Source organism: Synechococcus sp. CS-603, assembly GCF_977929215.1.
The window spans coordinates 667,267-688,923 of sequence record NZ_OZ376778.1 but is presented as its reverse complement, the minus strand read 5'-3'; the positions used below and the strand labels follow the sequence as shown (position 1 = coordinate 688,923).

Below are 21,657 nucleotides of genomic sequence, written 5' to 3'. Positions count from 1 at the left end.
CCGGGTAAGACTTAGCCGGGCGCCTCGGTGCCAGCTCCCAGCCCCCAGCGCCAACCGGTGATTTCGGCAGAGTCCATGCCATGGATGTGGGCATGGGCACGGTGCCGAAGGATCTCCTCCTTCATGCGCTCCTTGACATGGGCAGCGCGGGAGCCCAGCGATGGCACCCGGTCGATCACGTCGATCACCAGGTTGAAGCGGTCGATCTGGTTGTTCATCGCCAACTCCAGTGGGGTGTTGATGTTGCCCTTTTCCTTGTAGCCGCGCACATGCATATTGGCGTGGTTGGTGCGCCGGTAGGCCAGACGGTGAATCAGCCACGGATAGCCGTGGAAGTTGAAGATCACCGGCTTGTCGGTGGTGAACAGGCTGTCGAAATCGCGATCCGACAGCCCGTGGGGATGCTCGCTCGGCTCGCAGAGGGCGAACAGCTTGACCACGTTCAGCACCCGGATCCTCAGGGTCGGGATCTCGCGGTGCAGGATCTCCACGGCCGCCAGCACCTCCTTGGTGGGAATGTCGCCGGCGCAGGCCATCACCACATCGGGTTCATCCGGCTCTTCGGCGCGGTCATCGTTGCTGGCCCAGCTCCAGAGGCCGATGCCCTTGGCCACATGCTGGCGGGCCTGCTCGATGGTGAGGTATTGGAGGTGCTTCTGCTTGTCAGAAACAATGATGTTGCACACGTTCGTTTCCAGGAACGCCTCTTCGGCCACCGCTAGCAGGCTGTTGGCATCGGCCGGCAGATACACCCGCACCACCTCGCCGCTCTTGTTGCCGGCCAGGTCGATGAAGCCCGGGTCTTGGTGGGTGAAGCCGTTGTGATCCTGCCGCCAGACCGTGGAGGAGATCAGGCAGTTCCAGGCACCGATCGGTGCGCGCCAGGTGGCGTGGTGGATGCAGGATTCCAGCCATTTGGCGTGCTGGTTGAACATCGAGGCGATCACGTGGGCGAAGGCCTCGTAGGTGTGGAAGAAGCCGTGGCGACCGGTGAGCAGGTAGCCCTCCATCATTCCCACCAGGGTGTGCTCCGAGAGCATCTCCACCACCCGGCCGTTGCGGGCCAGCTCGCTACCGCCGGCATCTTCCGGCAGCAGCTCCTCCATCCACACCTTCTTGCTCACCTCATAAATCGCCTGTAGGCGATTGGAGGCGGTTTCATCGGGGCCGAACACCCGCATCCCGTCGGGATTGCGGACGATGGTGTCGCGCAGCAGTTCACCGAGCGGGTAGGTGTTCTCGTGCTCGCTCTGGCCGGGGTGCTCCACCGCCACCGCATAGGCCTCGATCGGTGGCAGGCGCAGCTTGCGGCGCAGCAGGCCGCCATTGGCATGCGGGCTCGATCCCATCCGCCTGGAGCCCTTGGGCGAAAGGGCCTGGAGCTCGGCGATCAAGGTGCCGCCGGCATCGAACAGTTCGTCGGGGCGGTAGCTCCGCAGCCAGGTCTCGAGCATCTGCAACTGCTCGGGATCCTTGTTGGGCGCCGGCAGCGGCACCTGGTGCGAGCGCCAGAAGCCCTCCAGTTTCTTGCCATGCAGTTCGCTGGGGCCCGTCCAGCCCTTGGGGGAGCGCAGCACGATCATCGGCCAGGCCGGCCGCACGGCCTCACCGCTACGGCGGGCCTGCTGGCGGATCGCCAGGATCTGGCTGACGGCCGTATCCATCGCCGCGGCCATCGCCTGGTGCATCGCCTCGGGCTCATGCCCCTCGACGAACAGCGGATTCCAGCCGTAGCCCCGCATCAGATGCTCCAGCTCCTGGTGGCCGATCCGGGCCAGCAGGCTGGGGTTGGCGATCTTGTAGCCGTTCAGGTGCAGCACCGGCAGCACGGCGCCGTCGCTGATCGGGTTGAGGAACTTGTTGATGTGCCAGGAGGTGGCCAAAGGGCCGGTTTCGGCCTCGCCATCACCGACGCAGGCCAGGGCGATCAGGTCGGGGTTGTCGAAGACGGCGCCACAGGCGTGGGAGAGCACGTAACCGAGTTCACCGCCCTCATGGATCGAGCCGGGCGTTTCCGGGGTGCAGTGGCTGCCGATGTGGCCGGGGAAGGAGAACTGCTTGAAAAAGCTGCGCATCCCTTCCGCGTCCTGGGATTTGTCGGGATAGATCTCGCTGTAGCTGCCGTCGAGGTAGGTGGGTCCGAGCACGCCGGGGGCACCATGGCCAGGCCCCGACAGGTAGATCATGTCGAGATCGTTGGCCTGGATCAGCCGGTTGGCGTGGGCCCAGATGAACGCCTGACCAGGACTCGAGCCCCAGTGGCCGAGCAGCCGGTTCTTGATGTGCTCCGGGACAAGCGGTTCGCGCAGCAGGGGGTTGTCCTGGAGGTAGATCATGCCCACAGCCAGGTAGTTGGCCGCGCGCCACCAGGCATCGACCAGGCTGAGTTCCTCTGTGCCCAGGGGAGCCGTTTCGCGGGAAAGATCCGTGGTGAGGCTTTTTGTCATGGGAATGGCGGCAGGGGAGACAGTTGATCAGGGCTTGGCTGGCTCAAGCCCTGATCAACTTTTGGCAAAACGGGTGAGCCTTCAGCATCCCTGGCCTGGCTCTTGGCTGCATGAAACATCAGCTTTTTCGGACTGGGCAGCCCGATCACGGCGGATCCATCGCCGGCGGCGTCCCGTTGCACTGCGCCCATGCAGGCAAGCCCATCAAACAACGCCCATGGCTTGTTCGCAGGGCTGGACGGTCAGCTCGCTGGCAAACACCCTAAGGTCGCCGCATTTCCAACTCCCACCCAGGGTGTCAGCTGGCTGAATGATCGTTCCTTCCCTATTGCTCGAACTGGGCAACCACCAAATAGAAGTGGCCGAAACCCTGATCGGGGTCGGTCGCTTTCTGGTGATCTTTGTGGCGGCCCGCGCCCTCGCTGAACTGCTGGTGCGCTTCCAGCTGCCCACCATCCTTGGCGAACTGGTGGCGGGTGTGTTGATCGGCGCCTCCGGGCTCCATCTGGTGGTACCACCGGAAACCCACGCGGAACTGAACCAGGGTCTGATCCGGCTGGTGAGCACCCTCTCCGCCATCCCGCCTGACTCGGTCCAGCCGATCTACGACGAGACCTTCCCGATCCTGCAGGGGGTTTCGACCCTCGGCCTCTACGCCCTGCTCTTTCTCACCGGCCTCGAAAGTGAGCTCGATGAACTGGTCGCCGTCGGCGCCCAGGCCTCGACGGTGGCCCTCGCCGGTGTGGTGTTGCCGTTTGCCCTGGGCACCTTCGGCCTGATGGCGATCTTCCAGGTGGATCTGATCCCGGCGGTGTTCGCCGGCGCCTCGATGACAGCGACGAGCATCGGCATCACCGCCAGCGTCTTCGGCGAACTCAAATACCTGAAAACCCGCGAGGGTCAGATCGTGATCGGCGCCGCCGTGCTCGATGACATCCTCGGCATCGTCATCCTGGCGGTGGTGGTGGCACTGGCCGGTGGCGGCCAGCTGGAAATCGGTCCGATCGTCAAGCTCTGCATCGCAGCGGCGCTGTTCGTGGTGGTGGCCCTGGCCCTGAGCCGCACCGCCGCACCGGCCTTCGACTGGGTGCTCGATCAGCTCAAGGCACCGGGCGAAGTGATCGTGGCCTCCTTCCTGGTGCTCTGTCTGTGTTGCTTCGCCGCCACGGCGATCGGCCTGGAGGCCGCCCTGGGCGCCTTCGCCGCTGGCTTGATCCTGAGTGGCTCGAAGCGCACCCACGCCATTCAGACCGCCGTGGTTCCGCTGGTGTCGCTATTCGCGACGATTTTCTTCGTGCTGATCGGCACCAGCATGGATCTTTCGGTGATCAACCCGGCCGACCCCGCCAACCGCTCCGGCCTGGTGATTGCGGCCTTCCTGTTCGTGGTGGCCGTTCTCGGCAAGCTGGCGTCGGGCTGGAGCTTCGTGAGCGACAAGCCCACCAATCGCCTGGTGGTGGGGCTGGGCATGATGCCCCGCGGCGAGGTGGGACTGATCTTTCTGGGCCTGGGCACCAGCGCTGGACTGCTCACCCCGTCGCTGGAGGCGGCCGTGCTGCTGATGGTGATCGGCACCACCTTCCTGGCGCCGGTTCTGCTCAGACTGGTCTTGAGCCGCAAGACCGACGTTGCCGAACAACCTGCCTGAGGCCTTTCAAGGCTGGGGCCTGAGCTGGGCAGGCCTGCGCGACAACCGCCAGGGCGAATGGTGGCTGGCCGCCCAGGGCGTGCTCATCCTTCTCAACCTCCTGCCGGCCACCCCGGCGCCGTTATCGCTGGGATTGGTGTGGCCCTGGCCCCTGGCGCTGGTGGGCTGGAGCCTGCTGGCGATCGGCCTGCTGCTGGCCGCCGCAGCCTTCCTGCGCCTGGGGTCGAGCCTCAGCCCGTTGCCTGACCCGAAACCCGGCGCTGGCCTGGTCACCAGCGGCGCCTACGGCCGCTGCCGCCACCCGCTGTATCAGGCGGTGCTGATCTGCGGCCTCGGGTTGAGCCTGGCGCTGGGCAGCTTGCTGCACCTGGCCCTGTTGCTCGCCCTCATTGCGGTGCTCGGCGGCAAAGCCAGGCGCGAGGAGCGGGGTCTGATCGCCCAGCATCCCGCCTACGCCAGCTACAGAGCCGAAACCGCCGCGATCATTCCCGGCCTGCCCTGGCTCGACTGGCGCCATTGAGCCGGATTCAATCGTCCTGGCTGCGGCTGGCCAGGCTCCAGAAAGCACCAGCCAGCACAGCCATTAGTCCGAGGCTGGCGCCCCAGCTGGGACCAAGCAGCACGCTCAGGGCCAGCTGGGTGAGGGCACCCACCGCCAGGGCCAGGGCCACGCTGCTGAGCAGCAGGGCGATCTGGCGCAGACCTTCGCTGAGCGTGCCCTCCGCCAGGGCCGCCTCCAGCCGCCTCAATGGCACGGAAAGCGGCAGGTAGAGCGCCAGGGCCCAGAGAGCCGTTCCTGGCAACAGGCTGGACCAATCGAGCAAGGAACGCACCCCGGGGATGGATCCTTAGCATCGACCACCCGACCTGGCCCGTGTTGTCCATCGATCTGTTGTCCATCGATCGGTTGTCCATCGATCGAGCGGAGGGCTGGACCTTTCACGGCCATCCCGTCCACAGCGTCTGCCAGGCACCGGCCCAGCCCGAAGGTCCGGCCGTCCTGCTGGTTCATGGCTTCGGCGCCTCCACCGACCACTGGCGCTTCAACATCCCCGTGCTGGCCGAGCAGCACGAGGTGCATGCCATCGACCTGATCGGCTTCGGCCGCAGTGCCAAGCCTGTGGGTCTGCCCTACGGCGGCGGCCTCTGGCGTGACCAGCTGGTGGCCTATGTGAACGAGCGGATCGGCCGGCCCACCGTGTTGGTGGGTAATTCCCTGGGCGGCTTCGCCGTGCTCGCCGCCGGTGCCGCCCTGGGCCCCCAAGCCGCCGGGGTGGTGCTGATCAATGCAGCCGGACCGTTCAGTGATGAAAAAGCCGAACCGGGCGGCTGGGGCGCCATCGCACGCCGCACGATCGGCGGCGCCCTGCTACGCAGCCCGGTGCTGCAGCGGTTGCTGTTCGAAAACCTGCGGCGACCGGCGACGATCCGCCGCACCTTGAACCAGGTCTATATCGATCGCACCAACGTCGACGACGCCCTGGTGGAGGCGATCCGGCGGCCGTCACTCGACCCTGGGGCCTTCGGTGTCTTCCGCACCGTCTTCGACATCCCCCGCGGCCAGCCGCTCGATGAACTGTTCGCCGAGCTGCAGGCCCCCCTGCTGTTGCTCTGGGGCATCCGCGATCCCTGGATCAATGCCGTCGGCCGGCGCGGCGACTTCCAGCGCCACGCCCCTGCCGCCACCACCGAGGTGGTGCTGGAGGCTGGCCACTGCCCCCACGACGAGGTGCCCGATCAGGTGAACGCCGCCCTGCTGGAGTGGCTCGCCAAGCTGGAGTTGGCCTGAGAGATCCGAGATCACCGCGATGCCGTTGCTCCAACGCGACACGCCCTATCCCCACTGGCAGTACGAGGATCCACTCAGCGGCGACCTGCTCCGGGTCGTGCCCGAGCGGGGCGGGCTGCTGAGCGGCTGGCGCTGCTCTGGCCATGAGCTGCTCTACCTGGATCAGGCCCGCTTCGCCGAGCCGGCCCTGTCGGTGCGGGGGGGAATCCCGGTTCTATTCCCGATCTGCGGCAACCTACCGGGCGACCGGCTGCCCTTACCCCAGGGCGATTTTGAGCTCAAGCAACACGGCTTTGCCCGGGATCTGCCCTGGCAGCTCGCCCCGCTTGAGCCCGCAGGTGGCAAGGGCGGTGGGGTGGAGCTGAGCCTCACTGACACAGCCGCGACCCTGGCCGCTTTCCCGTTTCGCTTCCACCTGCAACTGGCCTATCGCCTCGAAGCGGCGGCCCTGGCGATCAAGGTGCGGATCGAGAACTGCGGCGACGAGCCGATGCCCTACAGCTTCGGCCTCCACCCCTATTTCAATGTCTCGGGTTTGCAGGCCCCGGGGCTGGCCACAGCCGAGGCGGCTGGTGAAGAGGCAGCCAGTGGAAACGCTCTGCGGCTGGAGGGATTGCCCGAACACTGTTTCAACCACCTGACCATGGCCGAGGAGGCCACCGCGCCCCAGCTGCAGCGGCTGGCGGTTGGCGTCGACCTGCTGGCCGCCCCTGCAGGAGCCGTGCGGCTGCTGGATCCCGCCGCCGGCCTCGCCCTTGAGTTGCAGCCCACACCCCCCTTCGATCTGGCGGTGATCTGGACCGAACCGCCGCGGTCGATGCTCTGCCTCGAGCCCTGGACCGCTCCACGCGGCGCCTTAGTCAGTGGCGACCGTCGCCTGGTGGTGCCCGCCGGCGGCGTGCAGAGGCTGCAGTGCCGCTACGCCCTCAGGCTGCTTTGAGCACCCCGGGCAGGCGGCCGCGGGCCAGCTGCTGCTTCGGATCGAACTCCCGCTTCACCGCTTCAATCAGGGCGCGTGAGGGGGCATCGCTCCAGGCGGGCACTGCCGTGGACTGCGGTTGTTGCAGCACGGTCAGGTAGCCGCCGTGCCGGCAGCAGAGCCGGCGCAGCTCCTCCACCCGGTAGGCGGGCAGGGCTTCGGCGGTGGCCCAGGCGTAACCGAGGCCACTGCCGGCGCCCAGCACCAGCGGAAGATCGCGCAGGGCGCGGTCGGCCAGCAGCTCGCTGGCATGGCTGGGCAACAGCCCGAGGCGCAGCAGCCAACCCTGGGCGCTGCGCTCGCCGAGGGCCACGGCCCGCAAGGCTTCGAGCCGTTCGGGATCGAGGCGCTGGCCGTGCAGGCCCAGCGCCTCGGCCCGGCCCTGGATCTCCGTGCTCTGGTCGGCAAGGGCCTCGGCGCTGACGCTGGCCAGGCTGAGCAACAAAGCATTCTTCGGCTCACGGGCCGCCCGCAGGCTCAGGGCCGGGCTCCACCAGTCGATCAACTCCGGCGTGAGGCTGGAGCGCAGCAGCCAGCGGCGCAGGCCATCGAGGGCTTCGAGCGGTCCCTGCAGCAGCAGGCCCCGCCGCTGGGGGGGCATCGGGGTGGTGCGCAGGGTCAGTTCGGTGATCAGGCCGAGGGACCCCCAGCTGCCGGTGAACAGCCGCATCAGGTCGTAGCCGGCCACATTCTTGACCACCTTTCCGCCGGCCCGTGCCGCGACCCCATCGGTTCGCATCAGGCCGATGCCGATCAGTTGATCGCGCACACCGAGGTAGCGATGGCAGAGCCCACCGGCCAGGCCGCGGGCCACCAGGCCGCCGACCGAGCCGGCCCCCGAGCCATCGGCCTCACTGCCCCAGGGCCAGTCGATCGCCAGCCACTGCCCGTGGCTCCAGAGCGTTTCCTGCAGCTGGCGCAGCGGTGTGCCGGCTTCGACGGTCACGGTGAAGTCACCGACGGCGTGGTCGAGGATGCGGTTGAGGCGCTGGCAGCTGACAACGGTGGCCGTGTCCTGCACGGCGGGTCCCCAGCCCAGGCGGCTGCCGAAGCCAGCCGGCAGCCAGGGGGTCGCCTGGCCATGCAGCTGCCGCACCAGCTCGCTCAGTTCGTGGGGCTCAGGCGTGATCACGGCACGATGGTGCCATGGCGCATGGAGTAGCGAATGGAGTGCCGGCCCTGAAGATTGTCGTGATCGACGACGATCCCACCGGTTCGCAGACGGTGCACAGCTGCCCGCTGCTGTTGCGCTGGGATCGGCCGACCCTGCTGGCCGGCCTGCGGGATCCCTCCCCCCTGGTCTTCCTGCTGGCCGACACCCGCGCCCTGGGCCCGGCGGCGGCGGCGGCCCGGGTGCGCCAGATCTGCCGGGCCCTGAAACCGGCCCTGGCCGAAGCCGGTCTGGAGCAGTGGCTGCTGGTGAGCCGCGGTGACTCCACCCTGCGGGGTCACTTCCCGCTGGAGGTGGAGGTGATCGAGCAGGAGCTCGGCCCCTTCGATGCCACCTTGCTGGTTCCGGCCTTCGTGGAGGGCGGACGCACCACGGTGGAGGGGGTGCACCTGCTGCACGGTGAACCGGTGCACCACTCCCCCTTTGCCGCCGACAGCCGCTTCAGCTACGCCACCAGCTTTCTGCCCGACTGGGCGGAAGCCAAGAGTGGCGGAAGGCGGAAGGCGGCCCAGGTGGGCAGGATCGGCCTGGCGGAACTGGAGCCCGCGAACGCCATTGGGCTCAGCGCCCGACTGGCGGCCTTGGCCGGCAACCCGCTGCTGGTGGTGGATGCGGAGAAGCCTGAGCAGCTCAGGGCCCTGGGGGCGGCGCTGCGCCAGGTGGTGCGGCCGGTGCCGTTGCCTGGCCGGGAGGGGCCGCGGCCGCGGCGCTTGCTACTGCAATCGGCGGCCAGCCTGCTGAATGGCCTGGCAAACCTGCCACCTCAACCGCTGGAGCCCGCGGCCCTGGCCCAGCTGCGCCGCAGTGGAGCACCGGGTGCCGTGCTAGTGGGCTCCTGGGTGCCGCTCAGCAACCGGCAACTGCAGGAGCTGCTGCTGGAGCCGGCTTGTTTGGGCGTGGAGCTGCCGGTGACGCGGGTGCTTGCAGCGTTGCGCAAGGCGCACACGGCCAGCGCGGAAAGCCTCGGTGGCGAGCAAGAGCGGGATCTGGAGTTGGATCGGGACCTGGAACTTGAGCTGGAATTGGAACTTGAGCTTGCTGAAGTGATGGCCAACGTCATCGCCGCTGGCCGCACGCCGGTGCTTTTCACCAGCCGGGGGGAGGCTATTTGCCACGACGCCGAGGAACGCCAACGGCTGGGCCGGGCTCTGGCGCTTCAGATCGCCCGCCTGGCCGCCCGGCTCCCCGTCGAGCTGAGCTATCTGATCAGCAAAGGAGGAACCACCAGCCAGACGCTCCTGAGCTCCGGCCTCGACCTGGGCACGGTGCGGCTGGAGGGTCAATTGCTGCCAGGGCTGTCACTGCTGCGGCTGCCAGCCGATCACCCGCTCTTCCCCGCCCTGCCCCTGCTCACCTTTCCGGGCAACCTCGGCACAGCCGGCACCCTGCGCCAGGCCTGGCGGCGCATGCAAGGTTTCGATGACTTGCCGCCCTGATCAGCAGCAGATCGATCCATGGGGCTTAACTGTGTAGTCCCACCACGTTGTTCAGCTGACAAGGGGGTGTGAGGTCGCCAGGGTCGGAGTGTCACCACCGTCCCAAGACCTCACACACCATGCATAGCCACCCTCTGGCCCGACTGACACCCATCAGTCGGGAACGGCTCATCCGCCGGCATCTCGATGAAGGCGTGCCACTCAAAGCCCTTGCAGCACAAGCCGGGATCAGCCTGCGTACGGCCTACAAGTGGCTCTCCAGGTTTCGAGCAGGCGGCGTAGCGGCACTGGCGGATCGACGGAGTGTTCGCCGCAGCCAGCGGCGGACGCTCGATCCGCAGCAACTCCAGCAGGCTGTAGACCTGCGGCACCAGCGCTGCACGCTCCGCCGCATCGCCAGGGCTCTCTGTGCGCCCCTCTCCACCGTTGGTCGGCTCATGAAGGGCCTGGGCCTGGGACGCCTGAAGAACCTTGACCCCAAACGTCTTGTTCGTCGCTACCAGTGGGAGCGCCCCGGGGACATGATCCATGTCGACATCAAACAGCTGGCCAGGTTTGAGCGGGTCGGCCACCGCATCACCGGCGACCGTCGTCAAGGCTCCTCCCGAGGTGCCGGCTACGAGAAGGTACATGTCGCGATCGACGACGCCACCCGCCTGGCTTACGTCGAGGTGCTCGCAGACGAGCAGAAGGCGACAACCGTTGGCTTCCTGGCCCGTGCCGTCGGATGGTTTTCTGAACAGGGGATCACCTGTCGCCGGATCCTCTCGGACAACGGCCCCTCCTATCGCTCGGATGACTGGCGAAAAGCCTGTCGGGCTCTGGATCTGAAACCCATCCGCACCAAGCCCTACACCCCGCAGACCAACGGCAAGGCCGAACGGTTCATCAAAACCATCTTGTCGGAATGGGCCTATGTGATCGCCTACCAAACATCGGATGAACGCAACCGCTGGCTACCCCGCTATCTGGGGATCTATAACGGCAGCAGGTGCCACATGGCTCTCGGTGGCCTCACTCCTCAGCAATGCCTCCAGCGGCTGCTGATCGCTGAATGACCTGGTGAGAAAGCACACTTAACCAGCAGCGGTTCAGTCAGAGACGGCAGGAAGCCGGCCGCACAAAGCCAGCCCGCAGCTCCTCAACGGCGGCAAAGCTGGCGCATCCCTCCAGGTGATCATTCACCAGTCCACAGGCCTGCATCAGGGCATAGGCCGTGGTCGGGCCAACGAACATCCAGCCCCGTGCCTTGAGGTCGGCACTCAGGGCCTTGGACGTGCGGGTGCTGCTGGAAAGGGGGGAATGGGCGGGCGCGCTGCCGAGATCGGGCTCCCGACCAGGCGGCTCCCACTGCCAGAGGTAGGCGGCCAGGCTGCCGTAGGCCTCCACCAGCTCCAGGGCGCGGCGGGCGTTGTGGATGGTGGCCTTGATCTTGCCGCGGTGGCGGATGATGCCCGCATTGCCGAGCAGACGGGCCACGGCCGGGCCGTCGTTGTAGGCGGCGATCCTGGTGAAGTCGAAGCCATCGAAGGCCTCGCGGAAATTCTCGCGTTTGCGCAGGATGGTGAGCCAGGAGAGGCCCGATTGAAAGCCCTCCAGGCAGATCTTTTCGAACAAGCGTTGGTCGTCACGGGTGGGGTGGCCCCATTCGTGGTCGTGGTAGTGGCGATAGTCAGGGTGCCTGGCGCCCCACCAACAGCGGCAGATACCGTCATCGGCTGTGAGCAGAAACCCTTGATCGGAACCGTTTTCCAGGTCGATGCTTCTCGTCGAAGTGGTTGATCTAAACGGGTGTGGTTGTTCTAGACCGTGGCCGCAATACCGGCCGGTTCGAGCATCAGCTTGCTGGAGCGAATTGAATCATCCATCGGAATCGGGTAATTGCCATCGAAGCAGGCGGTGCAGAAGTTGGCGGCCTTGTCGTGGGCGGCCTCGAGCATGCCGGCCTGGCTCAGGTAGGCCAGGGAGTCGACCCCCAGATGCGCGGTGATCTCTTCGAGGGTGTAGCGGGCGGCAATCAGTTGCTCCTGGTTGTCGGTGTCGATGCCGTAGAAGCAGGGATGGGTGACGGGCGGTGAGCTGATGCGCATGTGCACCTCCGTGGCACCGGCCTCGCGCAGGGCCTGCACCAGCTTGCGGCTTGTGGTGCCACGCACGATCGAGTCATCGATCACCACCACCCGCTTGCCGGCCAGCACATCGGGCAGGGGATTGAGCTTGACGCGAATACCCGCCTCCCGCATCGCCTGGGTGGGCTGGATGAAGGTGCGGCCGACATAGCGATTTTTGATCAGGCCATCGGCATAGGGAATGCCACTGGCCTTGGAGAAACCGATCGCCGCTGGAATGCCGGAATCGGGAACCCCGATCACGATATCGGCCTCCACCTCTGATTCTTTGGCGAGCACCATGCCGATGCGGTGGCGGTAGCTGTAGAGCGATTCGCCGAAAAAGCGACTGTCCGGGCGGGCGAAGTAGATCATCTCGAACACGCACAACTTGGCGGGTTCCTCAATCCAGCGCTGCCGCAGTGGCACCGACTCACCGGCCTGGAAATGAATCAGCTCACCGGGTGCCACATCACCGTCATAGGAAGCGCCGATGATGTCGAGACCGCAGGATTCGCTGCTCACCACCCACTGGCCCTCGTGCTTTTCGCCGATGTGACCGAACACCAAAGGACGCACCCCGTAACCATCACGCAACGCAAACAGCCCTTCCGGCGTACCGATTGCCAGGCTGAAGGCACCACGGCACTGGCTTGCCGCCGCCTTGATCGCCGCCTCCCAGCCCAGACCCCCATCCACCGCCTCCTGGAGCGCAAAGGCGATCAGCTCGGAATCGGTGGTGGAGGTGAATTCACCGGCGAGGTGGTCGAGCGAGCTGCGCAGCTCGGTGGCGTTGACCAGATTGCCGTTGTGGGCCAGGGCGAAGGGGCCCAGCCGGGTCATCAGCACCACGGGCTGGGCATTGCAGACCTTGCTGCTGCCGGTGGTGGAATAGCGGTTGTGGCCGATCGCCAGGTCGCCGGGCATGCGCTCCAGCACGTCCTGATCGAACACCTGGCTGACCAGGCCCATGTCCTTGTGCAGCCTGATCTTGGCGCCGTTGAACACGGCGATGCCAGCCGATTCCTGGCCGCGGTGCTGCAGGGCGTAGAGGCCGAAGTAGGTGAGGTTGGCCACCGGCTGGCCGGGGGCGTAAACGGCGAAGACGCCGCAGGCCTCCTCCATCCGGTCGGGCCGCTCGGGCAGATCGGGACGTTCGGCCGGCTCGGGCTGGTGAAGCCTGGGGTGCGCAGAAGCCACAGGCCCGTTCACCATGAAAGTGCTGCTTGCATTGTGCCTCAGGCCGTGGCAGCCAGACGACTGGGCAAGGCCTGCTCATAGATCTCGGCCAGGTCGTCCACCTGCTCGCCCAGCAGCGCCGCGCCGCCAGCGCTGATCTGCAGCCGGCCATCGGCGGCCACCTGGCCGAGCGGTTGGGCGGGAAACGCCGGCTGGCCGGGTTCAGCTTCCGGCAGCTTGGAGGCCAGCAGCGCCTGCCACTGCGGCAGCCGCGCCGGCGACACACTCACCAGCACCCGGGCACCGCCTTCGGCGAACAGGAGCCGATCCAGGCGGCAGTCGCCAGTCGGCAAGGCCAGCTCGGCCCCCAGGCCCGAGGCGATGCAGCACTCGGCCGCGGCCACCGCCAGGCCGCCGTCGCTGAGGTCGTGGGCGGAGGCCAGCAGGCCCTGGCTGATCGCTTCGCGCAGCAAGGCCTGCACGCGGCACTCCAGGGCCAGATCGGTGCGGGGCGGGCGGCCCGTGACCCGTCCATGGATCCGCTCGAGGTAACTGCTGCCGGCCAGCCCGAGTCGATCCTCGGAGGCTTGCTTGGCCTGGTTGTCCGGGCCGGTTTCCAGCGGCACGCCCAGCAGCCAGATCGTGTCGCCGGCCTGCTTCCAGGCCAGGCCCGTCACCCGGGTGAGGTCGTGAACCAAACCCACCATGCCCACCACCGGCGTGGGCTGGATCGGCTGGAGGCCGCCATCGGGCCGGCGCGTTTCGTTGTAGAGGGAGACATTGCCGCCGGTGACCGGCGTGGCCAGGGCCGTGCAGGCCTCGGAGATCCCCCGACAGGCCATCGCCAGCTGCCAGTAGCCGGTGGGTGTTTCCGGTGAAGGGAAATTGAGGTTGTCGGTGACAGCCAGCGGCTCGGCGCCGACGCAACTGAGGTTGCGGGCCGCCTCTGCCACCGCCGCGATCGCACCGCGCTGCGGATCGAGCGCCACCCAGCGGTTGGGGCAATCCACCGTGGCGGCCACGCCCCGGCTGGAGGCCTGAAGCGCCCCTTCCCCGTCCTGGGGCCGCAGCCGCAGCACCGCCGCATCAGCGCCACCCGGCAACAGCACCGTGTTGGCCTGCACCTGCTGGTCGTACTGGCGGTAAACCCAGCGCTTGCTGGCGATGGTGGGGTCATCCAGCAATGCCTTGAGAACCGCGCCCCACGGCAGGAGCTGGCCGCTAGCGGGGGTGATGCCTTCGCGCAGCGCCGGCGGCAGGCTGCCTTCCCGCCATTGCCAGTGGCGCTGGATCTCCGCCGGTGGCTCAGCGAGCAATTCATGGTGGTTGATCGGGGTGTCATCGGCCAAGGCATTGGCTGGCACCTCGGCCGCCACCGCACCGTGTTGCAGCACCCGCACCACGTTCTCTTCCAGCACCCGTCCCACCACGGCAGCCTGCAGGCCCCAGCGGCGAAAGCGCGCCATCAGCGCCTCCTCGCGGCCTGGTTTCACCACGAACAGCATGCGCTCCTGGGATTCCGAGAGCAGGAACTCGTAGGCCGTCATTCCCGTTTCTCGCGCCGGCACCAAATCGAGATCCAGCTCGATCCCCAGGCCACCCTTGGCCGCCATCTCCGAACAACTGCAGGTGAGCCCGGCGGCGCCCATGTCCTGGGCGGCCACCACATCCCCGCTCTTGAAAGCCTCCAGGCAGGCCTCAATCAAACCCTTCTCGAGGAAGGGATCACCCACCTGCACGGCGGGGCGATCGTCGAGAGAGGCGGCGCTGAGCTCGGCCGAGGCAAAGCTGGCCCCGCCCATGCCATCGCGGCCGGTGGTGCTGCCCACATAGACCACCGGATTGCCGACCCCGGCCGCCCCCGAGCAGACGATCTCCTCGGTTTCCATCAGCCCCAGGGCCATGGCGTTCACCAAGGGGTTGCCGCTGTAGCTGGGATCGAAGGCCACTTCTCCGCCCACGGTGGGTACGCCAACGCAATTGCCGTAGTGGGCGATGCCGGCCACCACGCCCTCGATCAGGCCAACGTTGCGGGGGTCGTCGAGGGGGCCAAAACGGAGGGCATTGAGCAGGGCAATCGGTCGGGCGCCCATGGTGAAGATGTCGCGCAGGATGCCGCCCACGCCGGTGGCCGCCCCCTGGAACGGCTCCACCGCCGAGGGGTGGTTATGGCTCTCGATCTTGAAGGCAAGCCGCTGGCCCTCGCCCAGATCCACCACACCGGCGTTCTCGCCTGGCCCCACCAGCACCCGGGGCCCGGTGGTGGGAAAACCGCTCAGCAGGGGCCTGGAGTTGCGGTAGCAGCAGTGCTCCGACCACATCACCCCGAACATGCCCAGCTCAGCCCGGTTCGGCTCCCGGCCCAGCCGCCGCACGATCTCCTCGTAATCGGCCTGGGAGAGCCCTTCGCGCCGCAGGGCATCGGCCACCGAAAAAGGCGAGGAAGCAACCACGGCAAGGCCGACGACAGGAGTTCAGTCTGACGGAGGGCGATCCGGCCCTCAGACCCAGGGATCGGGATCGCGACTGGAGTCGTGGCTGCGCCGGGCCGCCGCGGGGGCATCCGGATGATCGTCCTGTTCCAGCTCCTGTTCGAAATCCTGTTCGAAGTCAGGTTCCAGCTCGGGTTCAAATTCGCGTTCAGCTTCCGGCTCTAACCAACCGGCTTCGTCCCAGTCATCAAGGGGATCGCTGGCCCGGGGGCCGTGGGGGCTGGGTTCAGCGGAATCGCTGGGCTCGCGGGGATCGGGGTCATCCCAACGGGGCTCTTCCAGCCAGCCCTCCAGCCGCTCCTCAAAGCGATCACCCACCTGCTGAAACTGGCCACGCAACCGGCTGGTTTCCTCGCCCATCTGATCCCTCCAGCGGCGAGACCGGCGCAGCAGCTCCTGGCGCACACTGGCCCGCGCCAGCGGCAGGTCGTCGAGGCCGGCCAGGCCGGTGGCCACCAGGCCCGGTTGCTGATCGACGATGCGATCGGGCGTCAGTCGCCAGCGGCTGCTGCCCGGTAGGCGGGGATCGCTGCGGGCCACCAGGTAATGCAGGATCCGGCCCGTGCGCAGCTCCACCGCCGCATCCACCACCGTGGCGAGCACGCTGCCATCGCTGCCGGTTAAAGCCGCGTCGAACAGGGTGGGCAGGCGATCGAGAACGCTTTGCTCGGTTTCAGCTGGCTCCCCCTGCACCATCGCTTCGAGCTCACTGAGGCCGCGCAGCTGGTTCAGCCGCCAGATCAGACGGCGGCCACCGAAGGCGGAAGGCTTGCTCGCCCAGCCCAGCAGCCGGTGCACCGGCGGGTGCATCCAGCCGATCAGGCCGGCGCCATGCTCCAGACCCTGATCGCAACGCACCCGCAATCGCAGCAGGTCACTGAGCAGCAACTGCTGGGGGAGGGGCACGGGATCAGCTGCGGATCTGCACGGGCATCACCAGATAGGTGTAGCCGGGATCCTCCACCGGCACGAGAACGGCTGGGGTGGTGGGGGCATTGCAGCGCAGCTCCACCCGTTCGGCGGCCATCGCCTTGAGCCCTTCGAGCACGTAGCGGACGTTGAAGGCGATGGCGATCGCCTCCCCGCTCACCACGGCGGCCAATTCCTCGGCGCCCGAACCCACGTCCTGGGCATCGGCGCTGATCTGCAGGCGGCCGGCGGCCGGATCACTGCTGATTTTCACCACGTTGTTGTGTTGATCGGCGAGCACGGCCACCCGCTCCAAGGCGGTGATGAAACCGCGACGATCCACTTCCAGGCTGCGGCTGAAGCTGGTGGGGATCAGCTGGCCGTAGTTGGGGTAGGTGCCATCAAGGCTGCGGCTGGTGAGCACCTGGTCGGCCCAGAGGAACACCACCTGGCCCCGGTCGCAATACAGGCTCACCGGCTCCTGCGACTGACGGCCGGAGAGCAGGCGCTCCAGTTCGCGCAGGGAACGGGCTGGCACCGTCACGGCAAAGCTCTCGCTGGCCTCACTGTCGCTGGGTTGGTTGTCAGAGGGTTGGGCGGCATTGTCGAGGCGCAGCACCGAGAGGCGATGGCCGTCGGTGGCGGCGCATTCCAGGCCGCGGGCCTCCAGGCCGAGGTGCACGCCGGTGAGCAGTTGCTTGGCCTCATCGCCGCTGCTGGCAAACAAGGTGGCGCGCAGGCCTTTCACCAGCGCATCCACGTTGAGGCGGATCGGGGCGCCGGTCTGCAGCAACGGCAGATCGGGAAAGTCTTCGGCCGATAAGCCCCGCATCTGGTAGCTGCCCGAGAGGCTGGTGAGCTCCACCTGCTCCTGGCCTTCCTCGCAGCTGAGCGTGATCGGGCTTTCGGGCGAGAGCCGCGAGACGATCTCGCCGAACAGGCGGGAGGGCAGGGTGATGGCGCCGCTGGTTTCCACCGCCGCCGGCAGGCTCGTCTGGATGCCGAGGCTGAGATCGAAGCCGGTGAGGCTGAGCCGGCCGGTGCCGGCATCAGCGGTGAGCAGCACGTTGGCGAGCACGGGGTGGGTCGGACGACTGGCGACCGCCCGGCTGACCAGCTGAAGGCTGGTGCTCAGTTCGCTCTGGGAGCAGACCAGCTTCATGGCGTTTGACACATCGGGGACAGACACCCCGCCACAGGCCCCACCACGGTTCCACAACCGGGCTCCATCCGCAACGGCACAGAGCCACAAGCCAGGGCGATCACGCTCTTTTTGCTTCTGCTCACTACGGGTTTAAAAGGATTAAAAAAAAGAAGAAAAGACCCGTAGCCGTAGGGGTTGTGGAAACCGGTGGAAAACGTTTGAAGCCCAGTGATTTCAAGGTTTTTCAGCTTTGTTGATTGGGGAATGAAAAAGACCATGAACCCTTGATCAAACGTTTCCCACAAATTCCCCTGCCTGGGGGAAACGTTGGCGCACTTCGGCGGTCGAGTTCTCTGCCGGTTCTCCCCGATGCCGGCGCGGTTTTCCGCAGCCCGATTTCGGCCAGTTCCTCGACTGGCTAAGGCTTTTTCTGCCGCAGTCATGGCCTAACGACCGGTTTCAGGCCTCTGGAGATGTTTGCGGTGGTGCGATTGGAGGCATGCCGACACCCCCGCAGTGGCCAGCCTGTTTCAGCAGCTCGTGGCCGTTCTCCGCAGGCGATGCCCTCAGCCATGTCCTCGACATCGCGGTAAGCAGTCAGCAGGTTGTCGGCGCCGGAGCGCTCAGAAGCCCATCACAGAGGCCACCACATCCACCTCAGGGTCCAGGCCGGCGTGGAAGCTGCCGTCGCTGTTGTCGATGGCGGTGGCGGGATCCTTGAGGCCATTGCCGGTGAGCACACACACCACCGTGGCGCCTGCTGGCAGCTCATCACTGTGTTGCAGCAGTCCGGCCACCGAGGCGGCACTGGCGGGCTCGCAGAAGATGCCTTCCTCGCGGCCCAGCAGCTTGTAGGCCTCCAGGATGGCCTGGTCGGTCACGGCCTGGAAGGCGCCACCGCTCTGTTCGCGCACCAACAGGGCCTTCTCGCGATTGGCGGGATTGCCGATCCGGATCGCCGTGGCAATGGTGTCGGGCTGCTCCACGGTGTGGCCCAGCACCAGCGGCGCTGAGCCGCTCGATTGGAAGCCCATCATCCGCGGCAGGCGGCGGCAGTGGCCCGCCGCCTGATACTCCTGAAAACCCATCCAATAGGCGCTGATATTGCCGGCGTTGCCCATCGGAATGCAGAGCCAGTCCGGGGCCTCACCGAGGGCATCGACCACCTCGAAGGCCGCTGTCTTCTGGCCCTGCAGGCGGTAGGGATTGACCGAGTTCACCAGGGTGACCGGATAGCGATCGGCCAGCTCGCGCACGATCGAAAGGGCCCGATCGAAGTTGCCTTTCACGGCCAGCACTTCGGCGCCGTACACCAGGGCCTGGGCCAGTTTCCCCTGGGAGACATAGCCGTCGGGGATGATCACAAAGGCCCGCATGCCGCCGCGGCGGGCATAGGCGGCGGCGGCGGCTGAGGTGTTGCCGGTGCTGGCGCAGATCACCGCTTCGGCGCCCGCTTCTTTGGCCTTGCTCACCGCCATCGTCATCCCCCGATCCTTGAAGCTGCCGGTGGGATTGAGGCCGTCGTATTTGAGAAAGACCCGGACGCCACGTCCGATGCGCTCAGCAAGCGATGGGGCCGGGATCAAGGGGGTCGCCCCCTCGCGCAGGGTCACCACCGGCGTCTGATCGGTGACCGGCAACCAGCGCCGATAGGCTTCGATCAGACCTGGCCAGTCCTGCATCGTCGGCCTCGCGCCCAGACGTCTGAGAGCGGAGAGAACGGGCACGATCGAAGCAAAAGGGGCGGATTCGAATCTACGCGCCGGCTCAGGGCTCCTTCGGTTGGGCTGGAGGCTCAGCCTCCTCGCGCAGGCCATCGAGCGGTGATTCCGAGAAGAAGCGCACCAGATCGGCAATCGAACTGGCCTTGTCAGCTAGGGCAACCAGGGCCGGCAGGCTGATCGCCAATTCATTAACCGGGTAGGCCTGCAGGAAGCCGACTGGGGTGATCGTGCCGTCGCCTGCATGGAGACCCAGGATCACGGCGGCCCGGAGTGCCGGAACGCCAGTCTGAGGAGCGCTGAGTGGCGCGATGATCCGGGCCAGACGCTCCAGCAGAACCTCGCCGATTCGAGTGCCCAGCAGGCGGCTGGTCAGCACCAGCGGCAGTGACACAGGCTGATTCAGTAGCTTCGAAACCTCAGCAGGATCTTGGCGGCTCAAGCTGAGCAGATCGGCCAGAAGGCCCCTGGCCTGGCCTGTTTCAGCGAGATGGGTGAAATCGGCCACAGGAATCGAGCGGCGGAAGGCTCCGCTCACCAAAACGATCTGCTCGGCCGCCTGCAGCCCTGGCCCAGCCAGGCTGAGACTGAGACCGAGCAGGGCCCCAAGGAGTTTCGAGCGTTTGGGCAAGGTGCGTTCCTGTTCGCAGCCGAACTCTAGAAGCTTGTCGCTGGCGTCAATCCCGCTTCGCTACGGATCTCCTGGGTCACAAGCACGTCCCGCAGCAGCCGTACCACGCTGCGTTCGGCCAACCCTTGGGCCACCTTGACGCCCATGCGGCGCAGGTCCGGTTCGGCCAGCAGTCGTGGCAGGCGGTTCAGCAGCAGTTGGGGCTCGAAACCCGGCAGTTGGCGCAGGATCTCCAGCAGGGGTTGAATGGGCTCCAGGTTCAGTAACGGATCGCTCTCGATGGCGACCACGGGCCTGGAGCGCAGCCCGGGGGGCTGCAACCGCTTCGGCAGTCGCCGACCCAGCCTCTGAAACGCCCGCCAACCGAGCGCATCGACCTGATCCACCAGGCCGTCCACCAGCTGCTGGCGCAGCATCCCACCGTTGGCGGAGAAGAGGAAATCCAGCACCTGATCCAGCAATCCCTCCACATCCAGCTGCTCCTGCAGGGAAGCGCTGCTGATCAGGCTCTCCAGCCGCTGCCAGCGGAAGTCGTCACCGTCGAAGAGCATCTCGCGCAAGCTGCGGCGAAGATCCGGGTCGGGATCCTCCATCAGCCGACGGGCGAAGTAGGGATAGGCGGCACCGAGGATCTTGAACTCCGGATCCACGCTCAAGGCAATGCCCTCCAGCGTCACCAGCGAACGAATGATCAGGGCGTAATAGGGCGGTACCTGAAAGGGGAAGCGATACATCACCCCGGAGAGGTCGTCGGTGACGGCCTTGAAATCCATCCGGCTCACCCCCATCTCCAGGGCCTGGCCGAACACCGACTCGAACGCCGGCACGATCGGTGCCAGGTTCACCTTCTCGCCCAGGAAACCGAGGGTGACGAAATCGGTGGAGAGCGCATCGAAATTTCGGTTGACCAGGTGCACCACCGCCTGGATCAGGCCGGTGCGTGAGGCCCGGCTCACTTCGCTCATCATGCCGAAATCCAGGAAGGCCAGCCGGCCGTCGGCCATCGCCAGCAGGTTGCCGGGGTGGGGATCGGCGTGGAAGAAGCCGTGTTCCAGCAGTTGCTCCAGGCAGCAGTTCACCCCCACCTGGACCATGTCATCGGGGTCGATGCCGAGGGCTTCGACGGCCTTGAGGTTGGTGAGCTTGACCCCATCAATCCATTCCATCGTCAGCACCCGCCGGCTGGTGGCCTGGCGGTAGATGGCCGGCACGGCGATGCGGGGATTGTGCTGGTGGAGCCTGGCGAAGGCTTCGGCATTCTCCGCTTCGTGGAGATAGTCCATCTCCTCGAACACCCGCATGCCGAGCTCGTCGATCAGGGCGACCAGGTCGCTGCGGATCAGGCTGACGTTGCGATTCAGCCAGCTGGCGATGTTGCGCACGATGTAGAGATCGAGCGTGATCTGCTCGCGCAGCCCCGGACGCTGCACCTTCACCGCCACCGCCTGGCCATCCTTGAGCCGGCCGCGGTGCACCTGGCCCAGGGAGGCCGCCGAGATCGGTTCACGATCGAGCTGGGCGTAGATCTCACCCACCGCTGCCCCCAGGTCTTCTTCGATGCAGGCCATCGCCAGCTCACTGTCGAAGCCCGGCAGCTGGTCTTGCAGGCCGGCGAGCTCATCGAGCAACAGCGGCGGCACGATGTCGGGACGTGAGGAGAGGGCCTGGCCGGCCTTGATGAAGGCCGGGCCGAGGCTGGCCAGCAGCTCAGTGCATTGCCGCGCCCTGGCCTGGGCACGCTCCTTGTTGGCCAGCCGGCCGCTGAAGCGATCGAAACCCACACCGAGCAGAAACAGACCGATCGGCACCAGGGTCTGCCAGACCCGCCGGAACAGCCGCCTGGGATGGCCGGCATAAATCCGACTGATGGCGGCCGGGTCGTAGCGGAGCAGGCCAGCGGCTTCGGTGAAATCGCTGAGCCCCGTCGTGGTCGGGAGAGTCAATCGCCCCCTCAGGAATCGTTGATTCCCTTCTAAACGAATCCAACCCTCGCTACGGTCGGG

The 21,657-nt window shown here is 66.6% G+C and carries 17 protein-coding genes; 6 read left to right on the top strand and 11 right to left on the bottom strand.

Annotated elements, in window-relative coordinates; genetic code table 11:
* Positions 1–11 precede the first annotated feature (11 nt).
* The gene (locus ACXMDM_RS03605; protein WP_071800635.1) at positions 12–2,447 is read right to left on the bottom strand and encodes a phosphoketolase family protein; all 2,436 of its coding nucleotides are present in this window, start codon (positions 2,445–2,447) and stop codon (positions 12–14) included.
* 310 nt (positions 2,448–2,757) lie between these two features.
* On the opposite strand from ACXMDM_RS03605, the gene ACXMDM_RS03600 reads away from it, so the two are divergent.
* Positions 2,758–4,095 (top strand): cation:proton antiporter, encoded by a 1,338-nt coding sequence (locus tag ACXMDM_RS03600; protein ID WP_071800633.1) that lies wholly within the window; start codon positions 2,758–2,760, stop codon positions 4,093–4,095.
* Positions 4,076–4,615 (top strand): methyltransferase family protein, encoded by a 540-nt coding sequence (locus ACXMDM_RS03595; RefSeq protein WP_071800632.1) that lies wholly within the window; start codon positions 4,076–4,078, stop codon positions 4,613–4,615. Before ACXMDM_RS03600 ends, ACXMDM_RS03595 begins: the two co-directional genes overlap by 20 nt.
* A 7-nt stretch (positions 4,616–4,622) precedes the next feature.
* Here ACXMDM_RS03595 and ACXMDM_RS03590 read toward each other — a convergent pair whose 3' ends face one another.
* On the bottom strand, positions 4,623–4,898 hold the full coding sequence (locus ACXMDM_RS03590) for a hypothetical protein (protein ID WP_499570099.1): 276 nt from the start codon (positions 4,896–4,898) through the stop codon (positions 4,623–4,625).
* A gap of 104 nt (positions 4,899–5,002) precedes the next feature.
* Here ACXMDM_RS03590 and ACXMDM_RS03585 point away from each other — a divergent pair, with 104 nt between their 5' ends.
* Both ACXMDM_RS03585 and ACXMDM_RS03580 read left to right on the top strand, forming a co-directional pair.
* Positions 5,003–5,884 (top strand): alpha/beta fold hydrolase, encoded by an 882-nt coding sequence (locus ACXMDM_RS03585; protein ID WP_499570097.1) that lies wholly within the window; start codon positions 5,003–5,005, stop codon positions 5,882–5,884.
* A 19-nt stretch (positions 5,885–5,903) separates the two neighbouring features.
* Positions 5,904–6,824, top strand: coding sequence for an aldose epimerase family protein (locus ACXMDM_RS03580; RefSeq protein ID WP_071800631.1), 921 nt, complete (start codon positions 5,904–5,906; stop codon positions 6,822–6,824).
* On the opposite strand, the gene ACXMDM_RS03575 is transcribed toward ACXMDM_RS03580, so the two are convergent.
* Positions 6,811–7,995 carry an FAD-binding oxidoreductase gene (locus ACXMDM_RS03575; RefSeq protein ID WP_071800630.1) on the bottom strand — a complete coding sequence of 395 codons (1,185 nt, stop codon included), beginning with the start codon at positions 7,993–7,995 and terminating at the stop codon, positions 6,811–6,813. The genes ACXMDM_RS03580 and ACXMDM_RS03575 overlap by 14 nt on opposite strands.
* A 38-nt stretch (positions 7,996–8,033) precedes the next feature.
* On the opposite strand from ACXMDM_RS03575, the gene ACXMDM_RS03570 reads away from it, so the two are divergent.
* Positions 8,034–9,470: a four-carbon acid sugar kinase family protein gene (locus tag ACXMDM_RS03570; RefSeq protein ID WP_399252946.1), complete on the top strand. Its 1,437-nt coding sequence runs from the start codon at positions 8,034–8,036 to the stop codon at positions 9,468–9,470.
* 119 nt (positions 9,471–9,589) lie between these two features.
* Positions 9,590–10,528: an IS481 family transposase gene (locus tag ACXMDM_RS03565; RefSeq protein WP_071799672.1), complete on the top strand. Its 939-nt coding sequence runs from the start codon at positions 9,590–9,592 to the stop codon at positions 10,526–10,528.
* Positions 10,529–10,565: 37 nt separating this feature from the next.
* Here the strand turns inward: ACXMDM_RS03565 and ACXMDM_RS03560 are convergent, their stop codons facing one another.
* The 8 genes from ACXMDM_RS03560 to ACXMDM_RS03525 all read right to left on the bottom strand — a co-directional run bounded on the left by ACXMDM_RS03560 (position 10,566) and on the right by ACXMDM_RS03525 (position 21,597).
* Positions 10,566–11,177 carry a DNA-3-methyladenine glycosylase I gene (locus ACXMDM_RS03560; RefSeq protein WP_233831292.1) on the bottom strand — a complete coding sequence of 204 codons (612 nt, stop codon included), beginning with the start codon at positions 11,175–11,177 and terminating at the stop codon, positions 10,566–10,568.
* Positions 11,178–11,272: 95 nt separating this feature from the next.
* On the bottom strand, positions 11,273–12,703 hold the full coding sequence (gene purF / locus ACXMDM_RS03555) for an amidophosphoribosyltransferase (protein ID WP_222428268.1): 1,431 nt from the start codon (positions 12,701–12,703) through the stop codon (positions 11,273–11,275).
* 113 nt (positions 12,704–12,816) lie between these two features.
* Positions 12,817–15,210 (bottom strand): phosphoribosylformylglycinamidine synthase subunit PurL, encoded by a 2,394-nt coding sequence (purL, locus tag ACXMDM_RS03550; RefSeq protein WP_071800626.1) that lies wholly within the window; start codon positions 15,208–15,210, stop codon positions 12,817–12,819.
* Between the two features lie 48 nt (positions 15,211–15,258).
* Complete coding sequence (locus ACXMDM_RS03545) at positions 15,259–16,155, bottom strand: RNA methyltransferase (protein ID WP_233831191.1); 897 nt, start codon at positions 16,153–16,155, stop codon at positions 15,259–15,261.
* Between the two features lie 4 nt (positions 16,156–16,159).
* The gene (dnaN, locus tag ACXMDM_RS03540) at positions 16,160–17,320 is read right to left on the bottom strand and encodes a DNA polymerase III subunit beta (RefSeq protein ID WP_071800625.1); all 1,161 of its coding nucleotides are present in this window, start codon (positions 17,318–17,320) and stop codon (positions 16,160–16,162) included.
* A gap of 605 nt (positions 17,321–17,925) precedes the next feature.
* Complete coding sequence (gene thrC / locus ACXMDM_RS03535; RefSeq protein ID WP_071800624.1) at positions 17,926–18,984, bottom strand: threonine synthase; 1,059 nt, start codon at positions 18,982–18,984, stop codon at positions 17,926–17,928.
* An 85-nt stretch (positions 18,985–19,069) separates the two neighbouring features.
* Positions 19,070–19,654 (bottom strand): alpha/beta hydrolase, encoded by a 585-nt coding sequence (locus ACXMDM_RS03530; protein WP_071800623.1) that lies wholly within the window; start codon positions 19,652–19,654, stop codon positions 19,070–19,072.
* A gap of 26 nt (positions 19,655–19,680) precedes the next feature.
* Positions 19,681–21,597 carry an ABC1 kinase family protein gene (locus ACXMDM_RS03525; protein ID WP_071800622.1) on the bottom strand — a complete coding sequence of 639 codons (1,917 nt, stop codon included), beginning with the start codon at positions 21,595–21,597 and terminating at the stop codon, positions 19,681–19,683.
* Between the last annotated feature and the right edge of the window lie 60 nt (positions 21,598–21,657).